Source organism: Endozoicomonas sp. ALD068, from assembly GCF_049310145.1.
Taxonomy (GTDB): domain Bacteria; phylum Pseudomonadota; class Gammaproteobacteria; order Pseudomonadales; family Endozoicomonadaceae; genus Endozoicomonas_A.
On the sequence record NZ_JBLYNU010000004.1, the window covers coordinates 1292340 to 1311331 of the forward strand.

General features: G+C 47.6%; 17 protein-coding genes. 12 read left to right on the forward strand and 5 right to left on the reverse strand.

The features are described 5' to 3' along the window. Window positions 1-377 precede the first annotated feature (377 nt). From ACO6V5_RS04275 to purF, 5 genes are all read left to right on the forward strand, one after another. Window positions 378-626 carry a type II toxin-antitoxin system HicA family toxin gene (locus ACO6V5_RS04275; RefSeq protein ID WP_422134182.1) on the forward strand — a complete coding sequence of 83 codons (249 nt, stop codon included), beginning with the start codon at window positions 378-380 and terminating at the stop codon, window positions 624-626. Next, complete coding sequence (locus ACO6V5_RS04280; protein WP_422134181.1) at window positions 623-1012, forward strand: type II toxin-antitoxin system HicB family antitoxin; 390 nt, start codon at window positions 623-625, stop codon at window positions 1010-1012. The genes ACO6V5_RS04275 and ACO6V5_RS04280 overlap by 4 nt, the downstream gene beginning before the upstream one ends. Window positions 1013-1477: 465 nt before the next feature. Beyond that, window positions 1478-1762 (forward strand): ComEA family DNA-binding protein, encoded by a 285-nt coding sequence (locus ACO6V5_RS04285; protein ID WP_422134180.1) that lies wholly within the window; start codon window positions 1478-1480, stop codon window positions 1760-1762. Between the two features lie 112 nt (window positions 1763-1874). Beyond that, the gene (locus ACO6V5_RS04290) at window positions 1875-2372 is read left to right on the forward strand and encodes a CvpA family protein (RefSeq protein WP_422134179.1); all 498 of its coding nucleotides are present in this window, start codon (window positions 1875-1877) and stop codon (window positions 2370-2372) included. A 175-nt stretch (window positions 2373-2547) separates the two neighbouring features. Further along, window positions 2548-4059, forward strand: coding sequence for an amidophosphoribosyltransferase (purF, locus tag ACO6V5_RS04295; protein ID WP_422410500.1), 1512 nt, complete (start codon window positions 2548-2550; stop codon window positions 4057-4059). Window positions 4060-4119: 60 nt separating this feature from the next. Here the strand turns inward: purF and ACO6V5_RS04300 are convergent, their stop codons facing one another. Further along, window positions 4120-4908, reverse strand: coding sequence for a 5'-3' exonuclease H3TH domain-containing protein (locus ACO6V5_RS04300; RefSeq protein WP_422410504.1), 789 nt, complete (start codon window positions 4906-4908; stop codon window positions 4120-4122). A gap of 368 nt (window positions 4909-5276) precedes the next feature. Here ACO6V5_RS04300 and ACO6V5_RS04305 point away from each other — a divergent pair, with 368 nt between their 5' ends. The 4 genes from ACO6V5_RS04305 (at window position 5277) to ACO6V5_RS04320 (ending at window position 10478) form a co-directional block, all read left to right on the forward strand. Continuing rightward, the gene (locus tag ACO6V5_RS04305; protein WP_422410506.1) at window positions 5277-6473 is read left to right on the forward strand and encodes an O-succinylhomoserine sulfhydrylase; all 1197 of its coding nucleotides are present in this window, start codon (window positions 5277-5279) and stop codon (window positions 6471-6473) included. 114 nt (window positions 6474-6587) lie between these two features. Next, window positions 6588-7487 (forward strand): AAA family ATPase, encoded by a 900-nt coding sequence (locus ACO6V5_RS04310; protein WP_422410508.1) that lies wholly within the window; start codon window positions 6588-6590, stop codon window positions 7485-7487. Between the two features lie 5 nt (window positions 7488-7492). Further along, the gene (locus ACO6V5_RS04315) at window positions 7493-8485 is read left to right on the forward strand and encodes a DUF58 domain-containing protein (RefSeq protein ID WP_422410510.1); all 993 of its coding nucleotides are present in this window, start codon (window positions 7493-7495) and stop codon (window positions 8483-8485) included. Continuing rightward, a complete protein-coding gene (locus tag ACO6V5_RS04320) occupies window positions 8475-10478 on the forward strand; it encodes a transglutaminaseTgpA domain-containing protein (protein ID WP_422410512.1) in 2004 nt (667 codons plus the stop codon). Before ACO6V5_RS04315 ends, ACO6V5_RS04320 begins: the two co-directional genes overlap by 11 nt. A 2-nt stretch (window positions 10479-10480) precedes the next feature. Here ACO6V5_RS04320 and ACO6V5_RS04325 read toward each other — a convergent pair whose 3' ends face one another. Then, on the reverse strand, window positions 10481-11659 hold the full coding sequence (locus tag ACO6V5_RS04325; RefSeq protein WP_422410514.1) for a macro domain-containing protein: 1179 nt from the start codon (window positions 11657-11659) through the stop codon (window positions 10481-10483). A gap of 249 nt (window positions 11660-11908) precedes the next feature. On the opposite strand from ACO6V5_RS04325, the gene ACO6V5_RS04330 reads away from it, so the two are divergent. Then, the gene (locus ACO6V5_RS04330) at window positions 11909-12163 is read left to right on the forward strand and encodes a hypothetical protein (RefSeq protein WP_422134171.1); all 255 of its coding nucleotides are present in this window, start codon (window positions 11909-11911) and stop codon (window positions 12161-12163) included. Between the two features lie 32 nt (window positions 12164-12195). Here the strand turns inward: ACO6V5_RS04330 and acnB are convergent, their stop codons facing one another. Continuing rightward, the gene (gene acnB, locus ACO6V5_RS04335; RefSeq protein ID WP_422134170.1) at window positions 12196-14787 is read right to left on the reverse strand and encodes a bifunctional aconitate hydratase 2/2-methylisocitrate dehydratase; all 2592 of its coding nucleotides are present in this window, start codon (window positions 14785-14787) and stop codon (window positions 12196-12198) included. A 563-nt stretch (window positions 14788-15350) separates the two neighbouring features. Between acnB and solA the strand changes: the two genes are divergently transcribed. Beyond that, window positions 15351-16481, forward strand: coding sequence for an N-methyl-L-tryptophan oxidase (solA, locus tag ACO6V5_RS04340; protein WP_422410519.1), 1131 nt, complete (start codon window positions 15351-15353; stop codon window positions 16479-16481). Window positions 16482-16529: 48 nt separating this feature from the next. Here the strand turns inward: solA and ACO6V5_RS04345 are convergent, their stop codons facing one another. Together ACO6V5_RS04345 and ACO6V5_RS04350 are read right to left on the reverse strand one after the other, a co-directional pair. Beyond that, complete coding sequence (locus tag ACO6V5_RS04345; RefSeq protein ID WP_422410521.1) at window positions 16530-17243, reverse strand: hypothetical protein; 714 nt, start codon at window positions 17241-17243, stop codon at window positions 16530-16532. A 222-nt stretch (window positions 17244-17465) separates the two neighbouring features. Continuing rightward, the gene (locus tag ACO6V5_RS04350) at window positions 17466-17873 is read right to left on the reverse strand and encodes a hemerythrin domain-containing protein (RefSeq protein ID WP_422134167.1); all 408 of its coding nucleotides are present in this window, start codon (window positions 17871-17873) and stop codon (window positions 17466-17468) included. A 223-nt stretch (window positions 17874-18096) separates the two neighbouring features. Between ACO6V5_RS04350 and ACO6V5_RS04355 the strand changes: the two genes are divergently transcribed. Continuing rightward, a complete protein-coding gene (locus ACO6V5_RS04355) occupies window positions 18097-18810 on the forward strand; it encodes a Fic family protein (protein WP_422410523.1) in 714 nt (237 codons plus the stop codon). The last annotated feature ends 182 nt before the right edge of the window (window positions 18811-18992 follow it).

The window sequence follows — 18992 nt, forward strand, 5'->3', positions numbered from 1 at the left end:
CCTACAGTCTATCTTACCTACTTTGTACCTTACGAATCTAAACTGCACCAACAACGATAGTGCAAGTTTCATTTATAGGGCTGTGCGTAGTTTAATGAAGAGTCATTAGGTGATACTGGTTGCAGCCATGAGTGCACTCAATACTTCGGCTCGTTTTGTTCTGAAATTTATACTCGAAGTCATCAATCCGAAAGGCTCCTGACGGTTTGTTTTGCTCTTGACTTTTTTGTTGTCAGAGCCTGAAGAAATAGTTTTATTCATGCTTTTATCGAACTTCAGCGTAAGACCCCCACCGAAATGGGTGGGGGATGTAAGCTCGGCAGTTGCCACAGAGAGCCAAGCGACTATAATTAGTCGCATACTGGAGAGCAATTATTGTGGCTCAGAAAAAGAACATTGAAAAACTGAAGGAAGGCCCGAACACCTTTCCATGGAAAGATGTCTGCTCACTATTGAATTATTTTGGCTACAAGCAGGAGGAAAAGGCTGGCTCACGGGTACGATTTTACAACAAAAACACGAAACGAATGATAAGACTGCACAGGCCACACCCGGACAAAAATCTGAAAGGGGGAGCCCTGAAGGCACTTATTGAGTTTCTGGATAACGAGGGGCATCTGTCATGACTCAATACCTCAAATACAAGGGCTATCAAGGCACAATAGAGCCACAGATTGATGATGGTACGCTGTTTGGCAAAGTAGCCTTTATCCGAGATCTGATTACTTATGGAGCGGACACGCTGCCAAAGCTGATAGAGGAATTTCAGCAGTCAGTAGATGACTACCTGAAAGACTGTGAGGAACTAGGCAAAACCCCTGATAAACCATTCAAGGGCTCGCTGAATGTTCGCGTCGGTGAGGAACTTCACAAGGCCATGGCCATAGCCATCCTCGAAGCACCACTTAATCACACAAGGCCAAAGTCTATCAATGCGTTCATTTGTGAGGCGATAGAGGAAAAGCTAAGCAGGGAAAGAAGCAAAGGGATTAGCACCGACACGATTAATTAATTATCGAATGAGCGTAAAAACCCGTCCCTTAGGACGGGGCGGACATCAAGTTTCATTTATAGGGCTGGGCGTAGTTTAATACAGAGTCAGAAGGTGATACTGGTTGCAGCCATGAGTGCACTCAATACTCCGGCTCGTTTTGTTCTGAAATTTATACTCGAAGTCATCAATCCGAAAGGCTCCTGAGGGTTTGTTTTACTCTTGACTTTTTGTTGTCAGAGCCTGAAGAAATAGTTTTGTTCATGCTTATATATTGTCAAAACATTGGCTTCGCTGTCTGAGTACTTATTTTGGAGACTGTCCCGACTTCTTTATAAAATCAGTCGTTTACACCAAATGGCTCTGTCATAGTCATAGTTTTTTTTCAATGCGTTTGGTTTTTTTTTAAAATCCGTCTAGAACTGAAAATAACGGTTTTAGAAATATCTAAAGCCAAACTCAAATAATCAATAAGGAAGTTTGATTATGAATAATTTTTTCCCAGCTATCGCTCTTTCCAGTCTTTTGATGTTCTCTGCAGGCTCATTTGCCAATAGCGACGAAAAAGAATGGGTCGTTAATGTCAACACAGCCACTGTTCAGGAACTGGACGAAAAGCTTATAGGTGTAGGTCGACGAACAGCAGAAGAGATAGTAAAACACCGAAAAGCCCATGGTCCTTACAAGAATATGGATGACCTGGATCAGGTGAAGTTCATCGGTGAAGCCTTTATGAAGAAAAACGAATCCAGAATAATTTTTGAAGAGTAGGAATAATACACACAAAAAAGCCCGTCCATAGAGACGGGCTTTTTTGTGTGTTGAGTAGCTGTTCCAAAACCGATAATCTGACCCGAATAAAGACTAATGCAGGAGTTTTCCTTTGACGTTTACCTGGATCGACTGGGTCATTGTGGCCATAGTGGCTGTGTCCTCTCTTATCAGCCTTAAACGTGGCTTTTTTAAGGAAGTTCTTTCTCTTCTGACTTGGGTAGTGGCCATTTTTGTGGCCTGGACTTTTAATGGCAGTGTTGCCAGCTTGTTGACCCAGTATGTAGAGACCCCATCTGTTAGAGTAATTTCCGCATCAATCCTGCTTTTCGTCGCAACTCTACTGGTGGGGGGGTTAGTGAATCGTTTGTTTGCAGAATTGGTAGAAGCCACTGGCCTTACTGGGACTGACAGGGTGTTGGGTATGGTTTTCGGAGGACTCAGAGGCTGCCTGCTTGTAGTGCTTGTGGTGGGACTAATGACATTTGCCCCATTAGAGAATGACGAAGCATGGCAAGATTCGGTATTATTGCCCCACTTTTTGCTGCTTGCAGACTGGTCCAGGCAAACAGTGGTCCAGTGGGTTGAACCATTGATGCAAGCCGGTTGAAATAATCTCTGAAAGCTTCCCGGGAACAGGCAAACGTCCAGGGAGTGCTTTCAATGAACTTTTGAGAAAAAACAGGCTCTAAAGCCAACCAAAAGCATAAAATGCGGGGAGAGCCGATTTTCAGGTTACCCTGCCATAGCTTTAGAGCCGCTGATCCAGCCTGAGGATGTGATAAATGTGTGGAATTGTCGGTATTTCGGCGACAGTGAATGTTAACCAGCTGTTGTTCGATGCGCTGACCGTGCTTCAGCACAGGGGGCAGGACGCAGCCGGAATGGTCACTTTGGGGGGAGGGCATTTTTATCTGAGAAAAGATAACGGGCTGGTCCGTGATGTCTTCAGAACCCGGCATATGAAAAAACTGGTAGGGAATATGGGCATCGCTCATGTTCGGTATCCTACTGCAGGGACTTCGAGCTCAGCCGAAGCCCAGCCATTCTATGTGAACTCTCCCTACGGGGTTGCCCTTGCCCATAACGGGAATCTCACCAATGCCCAGAGCATTAAGCAAGAGCTCTTTGAAGCAGATCTTCGTCATATCAATACCAGCTCTGATTCAGAGATTCTGTTGAATGTCTTTGCCCATGAACTGGAGCAGTCTGGCAAGTTGCAGCCCAGTCCGGAAGATTTTTTTCAGGCGGTTCGTCGCGTCTATGAGCGTTGTGAAGGAGGTTATGCTGTCGTTGCTATGATCAATGGTCACGGTATCATTGGTTTTCGTGATCCTTATGGTATCCGCCCCCTGATTTACGGTAAGCGAGAAAGCGAGAAAGGCACAGAGTATATGATGGCTTCTGAATCCGTCGCTCTGAGTGCCTCTGGTTTTGAAGTGATCCGTGACGTTGAACCAGGCGAAGCCGTTTTCATAGACTCAAACAATCAGCTGCATACTTTCCAGTGTGTTGAGGGCGCCAAGCACCCATGTATGTTTGAATACGTCTATCTCGCTCGGCCTGACTCAATTGTGGACGGTATTTCGGTCTATCAGGCGCATCAGAGAATGGGGCAGATCCTGGCCAACAAGATTCTCAGAGAGTGGCCAGAGCACGATATCGATGTGGTCATGCCTATTCCTGACACCAGCCGAACATCGGCACTGGAGATTGCCAACCGGTTGGGGCTTCCTTACAAAGAAGGCTTTGTTAAAAACCGTTATATCGGTCGAACCTTTATCATGCCTGGTCAGGAGGTCCGCAAGAAGTCCGTTCGTCAAAAACTCAGTGCTATACGTCAGGAATTTGAAGGCAAGAATGTGCTGTTGGTGGATGACTCTATCGTCAGGGGCACAACCTGTCAGCAGATCATCGAGATGGCCAGAGACAGTGGTGCAAAGAAAGTCTATTTTAGCTCTGCTGCCCCTGCGATTCGTTACCCCAATGTTTACGGGATCGATATGCCGACATCAGAAGAACTCATAGCCTACAATCGGACAGATAAGGAAATTGAGCAGGAAATCGGGGCAGATCGTCTGATCTTCCAGGATTTGGATGATCTGAAGAAAATTGTTTCTTCGTTGAATCCCGAGATTACCGACTTCGACTGTTCTGTTTTTGATGGTAAATACATTGCTGGCGGTATCGACAGTGAATACCTCAGTCGTCTTGCTGCCAGCAGGAACGAACAAACCCGGGCGAATAAAGGAAGTGATTCGATCATTGACCTTCACAATGATGAAGAGCTTGCCTGATTTATCCCTCAACAGCGCCAGTTACCAGAGTCAAGCCCTTGTTAGCTTTGCTAACAGGGGCTAAGCTGGGTCTGGTTTAGATACAGTTTCATACCTCAAATCTTTCATCCTCACCCCAATCTCAAGATCACAAGCCAAAGTTGCCAATTTCAGGCTTAACAATGCCTGTTCTTTCTGCTTCACTACTTTTCCCGCCGCCCCTTTAGCCTCCTCTCCCAACAAAAAGATATTGCTTATTTCCTGATGTTCCAGAATCAGGGAGGTCGCTCCCTTATCGCCTACGCCCTGAACGCCGGGCACATCGCCCACACCGGCAATTGCCCAGAACTGGGTTAGCTTTTCAGCCCCGAAGCCGTAAAGGTTCTGTACACTCTCTCCCTGATAATCAATATTCTGGAAATGATCACGCAGTTTTATCTGCGGAACATTCAACAGTTGCAGGAAAATACGGTCGGTTGAAAGGATGGTGGTTTCGGCGTTGGCTTTTGATGCCTTGGAGGCTATAGCGGCAATGACATCATCCGCTTCCAGACCTGTTTTTCTGAATGTTTTTACCCCCATTTTCAGAAAAGCTCTGTTAAAGTCGCCAAGTCTTTTTCTCAGTGCTTCGGGCATGGGCTTGCGACCCTTTTTATAGTCAGGAAAAAGCTCATGTCGCCAGGTCGGAGGGTTGCCATCAAAAACCATCAGGCAATGCGTTGGCGATGTTTCCTTAATGGCCCGAGTTAGCGAAGCAATGGTAGCTGAAATTGCTCCGTCTATCTGGCTGTTTTCATCCGGGGCCCTGACAGCAGCGTGTACTCTTCGGATAAGATTCAGAGCATCAATCAAAAGCAGGTGAGGGCGCATTCTGTTTTTCCTGAACAGCCATGGATGTATAAATCAACACTAAACATTTAATAATCGTGTTCCCAGATTACCACATTCAGGGGCCGGGAATTTTCTTTTATCTTTCTAAAACCGAGCAGTGAGGGTGGTTATTTCTACTGTCAACTGCCGGTTTTTTTCGCTATCTTTGGCATCTCAGCCATCCGGGATATGTCAGACTCAAGGTTCTTTCAGGCCGGGTAGAAAACCTCAGCATGACATATAATCGAAGCCTTGGAATTGTAGGCTCAGAAACAGCCATGAGTGAAAAAAAATGCAGCGTAATATCTGAATAGCAGAACAAAATATTATTCATGGTAAACTGCCCTCAGCGGTACAAAGGACCAGAAATGAAAGACAACGAATTGAGTAATCAGGATCAATGGGCGTTTGAAACTCAGGCTATCAGGACTGGCGTCATACGCAGTGGTGAAAGAGAGCACAGCGAAGCTATTTATCTGACTTCCAGCTTCACTTATGACAGTGCTGAGCAGGCTCAGGCTGTTTTTGCCGGAGATGAACAGGGCAATGTTTATTCACGGTATACCAACCCCTCAGTAAAAATGTTTGAAGAGCGTATGGCGGCCCTTGAAGGGGGAGAGTTGGCCTGTGCCGCCTCTTCAGGCATGGCGGCTATCCTGGGTATGTGCATGGGGTTGTTGAAAGCCGGTGATCATGTGATTTGCTCTCGCAGTGTTTTTGGTACGACGGTCACCATATTTGCCAAATACCTGGGCAAATTTGGCGTAGAAACCACTTTTGTTGATTTCACGGATTACCAGCAGTGGCGAGATGCAATGCGTTCTGAAACACGTCTTTTGTTTCTGGAAACGCCTTCGAACCCTCTGGGCGAAGTAGTGGATCTGGAAATCATGGCCGCCATTGCTCATGAGAATGATGCTTTACTGATGGTAGATAACTGCTTCTGTACACCGGCTCTGCAGCAGCCTCTGAAGCTTGGGGCAGATATTGTCGTCCACTCTACCACCAAGTTTATCGACGGTCAGGGACGCTGCATGGGGGGAGTAGCTGTCGGCAGCAAGGAACTGATCAGTGAGATGCATCTCTGGCAACGAGCGGCTGGTGCTTCAATGAGTCCTTTTAATGCCTGGAATTTCTACAAGTCCCTTGAAACACTTAGTCTCAGGGTCAATGCTCATTGCCGCAATGCAATGGCTCTGGCCCAATGGCTGGAAGCGCATCCTGCTGTTGCAAAGGTTCACTACAGTGGTCTTGAGTCTCATCCCGGTCATAGTTTGGCAAAACGGCAGCAGAAAGCCTTTGGCGGTGTTCTTGCCTTTGAAGTCAAAGGCGGTCGAGAGCAGGCCTGGAAAGTGATGGATGCGGTAACCTTTATTTCCAGAACCGCTAATCTGGGTGATACCCGCACAACGATCACCCATCCGGCCACCACAACGCACTGTCGTCTTTCTGATGAAGACAAAGCAAGAGCCGGTATTACCGAAAATCTGATCAGGGTGGCTGTAGGCCTTGAGAACCTTGAAGATCTCAAGGCTGATCTGGAAAAAGGATTAGCTCAACTTTAAATAAGCCCCCCGGAACAGAAAAGGAATTCTGTTCTTTTGTGTCGATTGACCGATAAAACAGCCTTGAGTACAAAAAAGCAAAGTCTTCAAAATAATAAGAATGGTTCCCAATCAATGAATGAAGTCAATCAATGTATTCATGCGCTGAATACGATTATCCGTGGCAAGGATCAGGAAATTCGGCTTGCGGTATGTTGTCTTCTTGCCCGGGGCCACCTGCTCATCGAAGATCTGCCCGGCATGGGTAAAACAACGCTGGTTCATGCACTGGCGCGGGTCATGGGGTTAGATTATCAGCGAGTGCAGTTTACCAGTGATTTGCTACCTGCTGATATTATCGGGGTCACTGTTTTTGATAAAAATAGTGCCAGCTTTGCTTTTCACCCCGGGCCGGTTTTTTCCCGGCTGTTGCTGGCGGATGAAATCAACAGGGCTTCACCCAGAACGCAAAGTGCCTTGCTTGAAGCCATGGAGGAGCGTCAGGTTTCGGTAGATGGTCAGCCGCACTCCCTGCCCGAACCTTTTTTCGTGGTGGCCACCCAGAATCCTGTCTATCAGGAAGGCACTTTTCCCCTGCCAGAATCCCAGCTTGACCGATTCTTGATGAGATTAGAGTTGGGCTATCCCGACCCTGAATCAGAGAAAGCCATTTTGAAAGGCGAAGCCGGCAGGGCAGAACTGAATGCACTGCCTGTCATCTTTAATGCAGATCAATTGATCAAGGCTCAGAATGCATCAGCCCGGGTACATGTCGGGGAGATGTTATTGGATTATGTCATGAGGCTGATTTCTCGTACCAGGGAGGCGGGTTGCTTCCATGTTGGACTCTCGCCACGGGCGGGACTGGCGTTAATGGCGGCTGCAAAAGCCTGGGCCTGGATGGAAGGTCGGGACTATGTTATTCCCGAGGATATTCAGGCTGTGTTTGTCTCTGTTGCCGATCACCGATTACAAGCAAAGGAAAAAGGTCAATCGGTCAGGGAGTTGCTGACTAGCACTCAAGTGATGGGTTAACGGGTATGTCAGAAGGCGCTGTAAAACGGCGATATCGTCAATGGCTGGATCGACGGATTCCTCCGGCTGCCCGGGTGACTCTGGATCAAAAACGGATATTTATCCTGCCCACAAAAGGGGGCTACACATGGCTGTTTGTTGCTGCCCTTATTTTTATTCTTGCTGCCAATTATGCTAACAGTCTGGCGTTTGGTCTGTCCTTTTTTATGGTCAGTCTGTTTATGCTGTCCATTCTTCATACCTGGAGAAATCTGGCGGGCATCACTCTGATTTCAAAGTCTGCCGGTTCGGGACATGTTGGGGACCTGATACCCGTTCATCTGCAATTGCAGACAGGTGGGCGGGGTCGGCAATCTGTGAGATTAGGCTGGCCCGAAAATGAGCAAGTGACCTATTCATTCGAAACGGATCTGGACGTGAGTCTGAGGGTAAAAGCAACATCCAGAGGCTGGTTTCGTCCGGGAAGGATGAGACTCGAGAGCCTGTATCCTCTGGGATTTTGCAGGGCCTGGAGCTGGGTTGAACTTGAAATGCAGACACTGATCTATCCCCGACCTGATTACACCCACCCTGTTCCAAGCCTACTGGGCGCGGGGGAGGAAACCGGTGTCCAAACACGATCAGGGCAGGATGATTTTGCCGGCTTTCGCCGCTTTAAAGAGACGGATCTTGCGGGTCATGTTGACTGGAAAGGGTATGCGAGAACCAGTGAGCTGAATACCAAGCTGTTTGAAGAGCCTATTGGTCATCAGGTTAAGCTCTCCCTGGAGCATAATCCCGGCGTAAGTCTTGAAGATAAACTGTCTGTTCTGGCTGGATGGTGTCTGAGATGCGAAGCCACTAACAAACCTTTCAGCTTGTCTGTTCCCGGGACAGAGTTGGCAGCCGATGGAGGGCGCAAGCATTTAAAACAGTGCCTTGAGACTTTGGCTCTATTTGCTTCTGGCTCTGACAGGGCTTCGGGCAGTGTAAAGTCAGGAGGTGGTCGTGCTGAGTAATGCTCAGGTGAGCAGAACCTCAACACTGTGGTTAACTGCAGCCCTTCTGTCAGTCCTGTTGCCCATTTGGAAGCAAGTTCCGACGCTGATTATTTTACTGGGTTGTCTTTCAGCAGGCTGGCGGATTACTATTTTGCTGGGTAGAGGGCAGTGGCCACCTTTTTTGTTGCGTCTGGGACTGATTCTGATTGCACTGGTTACGGTGATAGTCAGTTTCAGGCCGTTGATATCTCTGGAATCATCGGTCTCTGTTCTGGCAGCAGGGTATGCACTCAAACTGTTGGAAATGAGAAGCCAGCGTGATGCGCTTATTGTGGTTTACATCGGCTATTTTCTGGTGGCGACAGCCGTTCTTTTCTCCCAGTCGTTACTACAAACACTCTACCTGATGTTTTGTCTGGTGATGTTGATCGCTGCCCAGCAGGGCTTGTTCCGATCAACGAATGCGGCACCTGTTGTTTCCAGTATAAGGTTTGCAGGCCTCCTTGTTTTGCAGGCAGCTCCTTTAACCATTCTCCTGTTTGTCCTGGTGCCACGGATGGGGCCGCTCTGGTCAGTACCCCTTCCCGATAATAGTGCCAGAACTGGCTTAACCGATGCCATGACGCCAGGCGATATAGCAAGACTCAGTCGTTCAGATGAGCTGGTGTTTCGGGCACGCTTTGCTGGTGATGTACCACCACCTCGGCAAAGATACTGGCGGGCTGTGGTTCTGGATCAGTTTGATGGCAAGACCTGGAAGCAAACGGACAAGCCTTTTTCTGTTGCCGCCATGTCGCAGAAAGATTGGGTCAGCAGGCAACCTGAAATTGAAGGCTGGTGGAAGAATCGTCAGGGAAGCTATCAATATGAAGTGATGATGGAGCCTACCGGAAAACCATGGATGTATACATTGGGAGCTGCTGGCACAGTGGCTGAAAACAGCTTTTTATACAGAACAATGAGACTGGCATCGGAACGACCGATTGACAGCCGATTGTTGTACTCACTGGATGGGATGTTGCCTCAGGCTCGATCTGTCTTAATGCCTGACTGGCTTGCTGCCTTGAATACTCAGATTCCGGATTTTGGAAATGACCGGAGTCGACAATATGCCCTCAGGCTGTTCAACCAGGCAGGTCAGGATCCCGTCAAAATGGCGGCTCGATTGCTGTCGCTGTTCCGTCTGGATGATTTCTACTACACCGTTGCACCGCCTTTGTACGATCAAAACTCTACGATTGATGAATTTCTGTTTGAAGGTAGGCGAGGTTTTTGTGCCCATTATGCCGGAGCATTCGTTTATCTGATGAGGGCTGCGGGTGTTCCGGCCAGGGTCATCGGCGGTTATCAGGGTGGAGAGTTTAAGGAAGCTGATAACCTGATTCAGGTTCGGCAGTTCGATGCTCATGCCTGGGCTGAAATCTGGGTGGCAGGGCAGGGCTGGCAGAGGTTTGATCCAACTGCTGCAGTTTCACCCCAGCGCATAGAGGCGGGTCTGGAAGCGGCTATTGGCAACTCCGGAACTTTTTTGCCAGACAGTCCTTTGTCTCTCTATCGTTACCGTGATTCAGGCATTATTAACAGAGTCAGGCTGGCCTTTGAGAAGGCAGAATATCAATGGCAGAGATCGGTCGTGAATTTCAAGCAGGATCAGCAGGAAGCGTTTCTGAGAAGCCTGTTGGGTGATGAAGATTTTTATTGGCGACAAGGGGTGGCTCTGACGATAGGGGTAAGCGTGATACTGGCCATACTGTCCCTGACTTTACTGTATCGCCGACAGACTCTGCCTCCGCTTCAGAAACTCTATGCTCGCTTCCTGAAAAAAATGGCCAGAAGAGGCTTTGTTCCTCGAAAGGGTGAAGCAGAGTTGAGTTTTGCCCGTCGTATTTCCCAATCGGATGACTCGCTTGCAGAACCTGTAATGTCGTTTTGTGAGGCTTATATGCGAGCGGCTTACGGAGAAAAACATTCGGAAATGGACGAGTTGAAGCGGCTTTTGGCTAATTTTTAGGGCTAGATGATTTCTCGTTTAGGTGGCTTTGGCATCTTCTGGCTCAGATAATGGTTAATATATCGCTGGGTTTCCTGACCTTTTTCAGTGCCGGGGCAAACCAGATACACTTTTGGCGGTTTGGTTTCATAAGGGTGACTGCTCATGTATCGGCTGATGGCTACACAAACAATGGTCGCTGCTCTTTGTGGGGAAAGGTTCATTTCAGAACTGAAAATGGGGATGGCTATGCTCGACAGATTTTTCCTGTGAGCGGCTTCGATGGTGGATTGGTAGGCGGCGACCAACTCTGAATTAATATTCCCGGAATCGACATGTGGAAGCATGGCATGAACCATGTGACTGAAGCCCCTGTCCTGCAGTGCAGGGCTGGGTGCAATGACGGCCAGTCCTGGTTGCACCTTTTTAATAGCTTCCAAAAAACCTTTTTTTGCCAAACCGGTATCAATTTCGGAAAGCTGCTTCAGTAAAACCGTCTCATTTTTTGATCCCTTGGGGGTGTACGGGCAGGCAATGGCTTGAATAGGCGGGGTTTGTAATTCATTCATTCGGCTGATATCCCCGGACATCAAAAAGACCTCTTTTCCTAGCAGTTGGTCAGCAGGTATTCTGACATCCGTTTGCATCAGAGTGTCCGTAGATGGTTGTGCTGAAGCAGTGATAAGAAGCTCAAGAGGCCTGACAAAATCGGCAAGTTTGTGAGCCTCTCCAGCAGGATGCCTCAGAGTCAGATCATTCAAAACAGCTGGCCAGTTAGCGGCGCCCACCTGGTTCACAAGTTTGGAAAAAGCCTGCATGTCTTCCAGCGTTCCCTGTTTGTAGGTTTTGATTTGAAGGCGCCTGGCTTGGGTTAGCAGTTTGTTCTGAAGTTCAGATAAAAGGTCGGTCTCTTCAGTGACTGAGCTGACATCAATACCAATGCGGGCAAAGTCATTCCTGAAGTGTTGAGCGGCTCTATTAATCCGGGACCTGGGATTATCATGGCGTTTGATGTCTCGAAGTCTTATGCGCGAATAAGGATTGTCGCCCCTGGCTCTGGCTTCCTGGAGCAGGGCGGCAGGGTCTTCCAGTACCCGGGTTTTCCGGTTCCAGGTAAAGGCTGAGCGCAGTTTGTGTTTTACCCAGCTTTTGAAAATCTGCCAGTTGGATGCCGAACTGAACACGTCAGACGTTGGAATCATGCATAAGCCAGAAAATCTACTGATAGTCTTCAGTATAATCAGTTCATTCCTGATCTGGATTTACAAGGCTAAAAGGTATCTGGCAAGGCTGGCTGACAACGTCAGCCGGATAAGTTATCGACTTTCTGACGAGTCTTTCTGCTGGCTGGAAATAGGCTGTCAATTTTCCCACTCTGGCAACCAGGCTTAGTAAAAAAAATCCCCGCACAATGGCGGCTGTCGCAAAACTCTCTCCAGCGTGGGAACGAGTTGACTCCCGTCATTCCCGGCTTCATTCTCGTCATTCCTGGTTTCATTCTCGTCATTCCCGGTTTCATTCTCGTCATTCCCGCGAAGGCGGGAATCCACACTGACTCACCACCAGAACCATACTGCCCGGTGCCCACCTGGCCTTGTCATCCCCGAGAAGGCAGAGATCCACCGTTGGCGCTGGATTCCCGCCTTCGCGGGAATGACGAGCTTAGAACGTGGGAACGAGTTGTTAAAAAAATCCCCGCACAATAGCGGGGATTTCAGGTGGACAATCAGGTTACTGATCAGCTTGCTTTGGCGATAACATCATCAGCTGCCTTCTGGTAGGACTCTACCTGATCAAAGTTCAGGTAACGGTAGACTTCACTGGACATGGAATCCAGATTTTGAGCGTATTCCATGTACTCATCAGCTGTAGGAATCTTACCCAGAATCGCGCCAACAGAAGCCAGCTCGGCAGAGCACAGGTATACGTTAGCCCCGTCACCGAGACGGTTCGGGAAGTTACGGGTAGACGTTGACAGTACTGTAGCACCGGGTTCTACCCGTGCCTGGTTACCCATACACAGTGAGCAACCCGGGATTTCGGTACGTACACCGCTGTCCTGATAGATGTTGTAATAGCCTTCTTCTTCCAGTTGGGCCTTGTCCATCTTGGTGGGAGGAGACATCCAGAAGCGGGTTTGCAGAGGGGCCTTGTTCTGCTCCAGCAGTTTACCGGCTGCACGGAAGTGACCGATGTTGGTCATGCAGGAACCCAGGAAAACTTCGTCAATCTTGTCGCCAGCCACGTCAGACAGTGTACGGGCATCGTCCGGATCGTTGGGAGCACACAGGATAGGCTCTTTGATTTCAGACAGGTCGATTTCAATCACTTCAGCGTACTCTGCGTCAGCATCAGCGCGCATCATAACCGGGTTGGCTAGCCACTCTTCCATCTTGCGGGCACGGCGCTCCAGAGTACGAGGGTCGCCGTAACCTTCGCTGATCATCCAGCGCAGCATAGTCACATTCGACTTCAGGTACTCAGCAATGGACTCTTCAGACAGAGTGATAGTACAACCTGCAGCGGAACGTTCAGCAGAAGCGTCTGACAGTTCGAAGGCTTGCTCGGCTGTCAGGCTTTCCAGACCTTCGATTTCCAGGATGCGGCCGGAGAAGGCATTTTTCTTGCCTTTCTTCTCAACGGTCAGCAGGCCTTGCTTGATACCGTACAGTGGAATGGCGTGAACCAGATCACGCAGAGTGATGCCGGGTTGCATTTCGCCTTTGAAACGAACCAGAATGGACTCCGGCATATCCAGAGGCATAACACCGGTGGCCGCAGCAAAGGCGACCAGACCGGAACCGGCAGGGAAGGAAATACCCAGTGGGAAACGGGTATGAGAGTCACCCCCTGTACCCACAGTGTCTGGCAGCAGCATACGGTTTAGCCAGCTGTGGATGATACCGTCACCCGGGCGCAGAGATACACCACCGCGGTTCATAATGAAGTCTGGCAGAGTGTGGTGAGTTTCAACATCAACCGGCTTTGGATAAGCCGCCGTGTGACAGAAAGACTGCATCACCAGGTCGGCAGAGAAGCCCAGGCAGGCCAGATCTTTCAGCTCATCACGGGTCATTGGGCCCGTGGTGTCCTGAGAACCGACGGTGGTCATTTTTGGCTCACAGTAAGTACCGGGACGAACGCCTTCAACACCACAGGCTTTACCGACCATTTTCTGAGCCAGGGTAAAGCCTTTCTCGGAGGCTTCAGGAGCAACAGGGCGACGGAATATCTCGGAATGTCCCAGACCCAGAGCTTCACGGGCGCGGTCGGTCAAGCCACGACCAATGATCAGGTTAATACGGCCGCCAGCTTGTACTTCGTCCAGGATGACATCGGATTTGAAGCCAAATTCAGACAGTACTTCACCGGATTCGGACAGGATTTTGCCGTCGTATGGACGGATCTCGATCACATCACCCATGCCCAACTTATCAACGGGGGCTTCGAAAACCAGTGCGCCAGCATCTTCCATCGTGTTGAAGAAGATGGGTGCTACTTTTCCGCCAATACAGATACCGCCTGCACGCTTGTTAGGTACGCCCGGAATATCATCACCGAAGAACCAGAGTACAGAGTTGGTCGCGGATTTACGGGAAGAGCCGGTACCTACTACGTCGCCCACAAAAGCAACGGGCAGGCCTTTGGCCTTGATGTCGTCGATCTGCTTCAGAGGGCCGGTAACACCGTGCTCTTCAGGTTCCAGACCGTCGCGGGTCATTTTGTACATGGCTCGGGCATGAACTGGAATGTCTGGTCGAGACCAGGCATCAGGGGCAGGAGAAAGGTCGTCGGTGTTGGTTTCACCGGACACTTTGAAGACGGCAACCTTGATGCTTTCCTGAACCGCTTGACGCTGAGTGAACCATTCGGCGTCTGCCCAGGACTTCAGGACAGCTTTAGCATGGGCGTTTCCGGCCTTGCTTTTCTCTTCGATGTCGTGGAAAGCATCAAACACCAGCAGGGTGCTTTTCAGTTGTTCTGCGGCCAGCTCTGCCAGTTCGGTGCTGTCCAGCAGTTCAACCAGCGTCTCAATGTTGTAGCCACCATGCATCAGGCCCAGCAGTTCAACCGCTTTTTTCTTGTCCAACAGTGGGGATTCTGCCTCACCTGTAGCAATCGCAGACAGGAACCCGGCTTTCACATAGGCAGCTTCGTCCACGCCGGGCGGAATGCGGTTTTCCAGCAGGTCCAGCAGATACTCTTCTTCACCGGCGGGTGGGTTTTTCAGCAAGGCTACCAGTCCGGTGACTTGCTCAGCGCTTAATGGCTTTGGTGGGACACCTTCTGCTGCACGCTCTTCGACATGTTTTCTGTAGGCTTCTAGCACGGATCAACCCTCATCATCTGTGCGGCCTGCCCGTTCACCCTTGCTGTAATGTTTACAGTGATGGGGCGGACAGTTGCTGATGTTCCTGTGAATATAGGTCCTGCACGGTATGGCTGGGCGGGTAAAGAAGAAAGCTCTGCCGGATACTTCTGCTCCTCCTCTAGAACAGGAGTTTACTTTAGATCACTTTCATGCCCATGACGATGTGTGCAGGCATCGTAAACCGGTCGGAATTATTCTGTATAGATTAGCAGTGAAAAGAACTGTAACCTTCGCTTATTCAGCCAACCGGCGGCGCGGGCAGTATAGCGGATAGCGTTATTCAAGTTAAGGGAAGCCCGCAATCTTTGATATAAATTTGGTGAATACTGGTTGAATCGGTCGGAAAAGCCCTTGTTGCGCCGGTTTTTTTCGTATATCGCTGATTATTACCGCAAATGATGAATGCCATCTGGTCTGAATGAACTTCGATGTCTATTCATTGAAATGACTTAACCCAACTGATCAAGTGATCGGTTTAAGTAGGTCAAGTTCCCATAAAGGTGGGGCAGGGGCATTAGAATATGATGCACTATGATGCCATTATTGTGGGTATGGGGATTATGGGATGCGCTGTTGCAGCCCGACTGACCCAAGCTGGTTTAAGTGTGCTTTGTCTGGAGCAATATGAGTTAGATAATAAAAGAAACAGTTCTCACGGCCAGACCAGACTCTTTCGACTCTCTTATTTTGAAGACTCTCGCTACGTTCCCCTGCTTAAAGAAGCTCTGGTCGACTGGCAGGATATCAATCGTGTTACAGACGGGAAGATACTCTCTCTGAACGGGCTGCTAATTGCTGGTGATCTGATGTCAAGCCAGACTTTAAAGGGAGTTTTAAGCAGTGCCTCTGAGTATGATCTGGACGTTAATATCCTGAAAGGCAGTGAATGCAGCGAACTTGTTTCCGGTCTGAAAGTCCCTTCAGTCTGGACAGGCATACTGGACCGGCAAGCCGGGTTTTTGGATCTTGATAAGTCATTGCAATATTTCCTTGAAGTATTGAGAAGTCACTCAGGTCAGATACTGGAGAACACTTTAATGGAGTCATTTAAGGAGCATGATAGTGGTGTTGAGGTTACAACCAGTAAAGATGTTTTTTCCTGTTCACACCTGGTCGTAACCGCAGGCTCCTGGCTGAACAGCATTGTCGGTGGAAAGTATCCGCTGGAAATTGAGATGAATCTTCAGTATTGGTTTAAGAGCAGAAACAGTGAGAATTTGTCAGCGGATGCGCCAGCTTTTGCTTTCGACACTCCCGATGGATTTTATTATGGTGTGCCTCAATATGGTGCTGAGCGACTGGTGAAGATTGGCAGACACAAAACGGGTTTTCTGTTGGATAATCCTGAACAGTTGCTTCAAGATTCTCGCAGAAACCTTTCAGAGATCCAGTCAGTTATTGAAAAGTATTTGCCAGGGGTGGTGCCTGAAGTTATCAGGGAAGAGCCATGTCTTTACACTAATAGCCCCGATGGGCATTTCATTATGGAGGCATTACCAGATCACCAGAGAGTCATTGTAGCAGGGGGCTTTTCAGGTCATGGCTTCAAGTTTGCCCCTGTGGTGGGGAGTATTATCAGAAAAATGGTTTTGGAGGAGCCACTGCCTGAAGTATTGGAGCTTTTTAAGCACTCAAGGTTTCAGAATATGTAAAGAAGCAAAAATAAACTATGGCGCTTTGTTTATTTATGAGAAAGGCAGTTATGTGCTTAGATCTTTAACAACCCTTAGACTTCCTTTTTTCCATAGTTCAAAAGTATCTAATATTGATTCAAGATCCTGAATGTAAATATCTTCCTTAGAAAGCTTGTTAATGTATTTTCCATTACCGATATAAACCACACTATGAAAAACTAAAGGTTTTCTTTCAGTGTGGGAAGTATTGTTTGTTATTTGCACAATGTCTCCAAAGTCTAAATCCTTTTCTCCAGTAAATTCATAAATTTTTATGTTCGAAAGCGATTCGTAAAAAGAATCATGAGTGTTATCTCTCGTAGATATTAAAACTGAAAGCCCAAAGCTCAAATAATAAGCAAAGTCGTGACATACACCCTCTATTTTTGATTTATCATCTGGATAGAAAACAGTGCAAACATTTCTAAAGCCTTTTGTTATGATGTCAGAGAGTCTCTTTATTAATTGTTGGTTTTTCTCTTCTTGTTGTCCTGCACAATGTTCTATAAAAATCTCATCATTTTCTGAAACGGAGTCACAACCTGAGGCTTTGTCAATATGGTAATAAGTCTTGCCGTTTAGAATAAATGGATAGACTTTAAAGTCTCCCATATTGTCTCTATTAGTTACTTTATATTGGCATATCTCCAGTTTTCGATTTACTGGCTGATCAGTTTGAGAGATGGATGGGATGTCCATTGCTGGTTGAATTGATGCCGTGCTATTTTGAAATGGTTGCATGGTTCTTCCTTGATAACAGATTGAATGATTAAATAAATCTGTATAAAAAGAAGATGTCACTAACATTCGAGTCAGCGAATATAACAAAGAACTAAAGGGAACATCGGTTATGTCATACTTCGTCTTTGGGATGATTCGGTGGGTCGTGCTATCTGGATTTGTATTCTTCTGGAAGGGAATGATGATCGGCCGGGAACCAGCCGATCATTTGTGCTGGTGGTTTCAGAGACCTTTGATTTTGTCGTAAGTCTTGTAGAGAACGGCTTCTTCTTTGGAAATTCGCTTGCTTAACGCCCTGATGATATTGTTGCAGTCCTGCTGAAAGTTTTCGATGGTATTATCACCATTTTCATAAAGGTTGAAAAAAATCATCACTTTGGCAGAAATCTTATCCATATCAAGCGCGTAGTCAGTCAGAGTCGACTTCAGGCTTTCATCGTTCTCAGCGGCTTCTCTTAATACGGGATACAGGAGCTTATCTTCTTTGTTTAAATGTGCCAGTAGTATTTTTTTGGCGGACAGTATTAAATCCCGACCTTTCTGGTTACCAATGCCAATATCACGTGCTTGTAAAAGTAAGTCACTGATTTGCACATGTTCGCTTTTGAATTCCTCAATTAACTGAGACATTTTTGTTCGCTCCTGAACATAATGGTTACTAATAGTTTAGGAGGTGATTGCCAGATTTGTCTCAAATCATTAATTATTTACCGTTATGTGTGACTGACTTACCATCCGGGAGTTTTTCATGGGGGCGTTATCTGTTATTGCCCAGACTCTTCGAGCTGCATGACGATAAGAACTCGTGCAGATATAATGTGGAAATTTCAACCACAACTTCTGGGATGAGCCAATGACAACGGCAAAAGATACTGTTTGGGGTATGAACCCTGATCCTGCGATGGCCAGGCAGCTTGCCGTTCGTGATATTCCTTCCCTGGTTTATGACGCTGTCAACCTTGAAGGGGTTGCGATGACTCTTCCAGAAATTCAAACATTATTAGATGGGATTACTGTTGGAGGCCATAAAATAAGTGACCAGAATATGGCTCTACATCAGGCAGAGGCTTGGAAATATTTGTTTGCTCTGGCTGCTGAAGGAAAGTTCTCTTTTTCCAAAGACGTTGCCTTGGCAATTCACAATATTGCGGGTAAAGCAGAAGCTCTGGTGTGGGGGGCTTTTCGAACTGGTAACGTCACGATAAGTGGATCAGCATACGAACCTCCCTCGCCCAATGAGCTGGATAACGTCTGGGCTGAGATTGAGTCGGAAATCGCTACCTGTAACGATGTTTATGATATGGCATTTACCGCTTTTTTGAGAATGGCGAGAGCACAGTTCTTCTGGGATGTGAATAAGCGTATGGGGCGATTTATGATGAACGGTATTTTGCTTTCTCATGGGTTTCCCATTGTCAATGTTCCAGCAAAACGTCAGAAAGAGTTTAACCAGTTGATGCTTGATTTCTATGCAACGGCAGACACAATCCTGATGAATACATTTCTGAGATCGTGCCTTAATGAGAAAATTATTGAAAATTTCAAATCCGATCCATCGAACGGCTAAAAAAAATTCATGGGATTGCCTTTGGATGAGGCATTAAATGGTTGGGTAAGAGTCATTGTGCTAAAAAAGGAGAAAGCGAAGATGTAAGTACTCAACCATACGAAATCATATTTTCTGACTTATTGTTCAGGCACTCTGACCGCGTTGCAACTCTGGTCACATAGCTTGCTATGTTCCCGTCG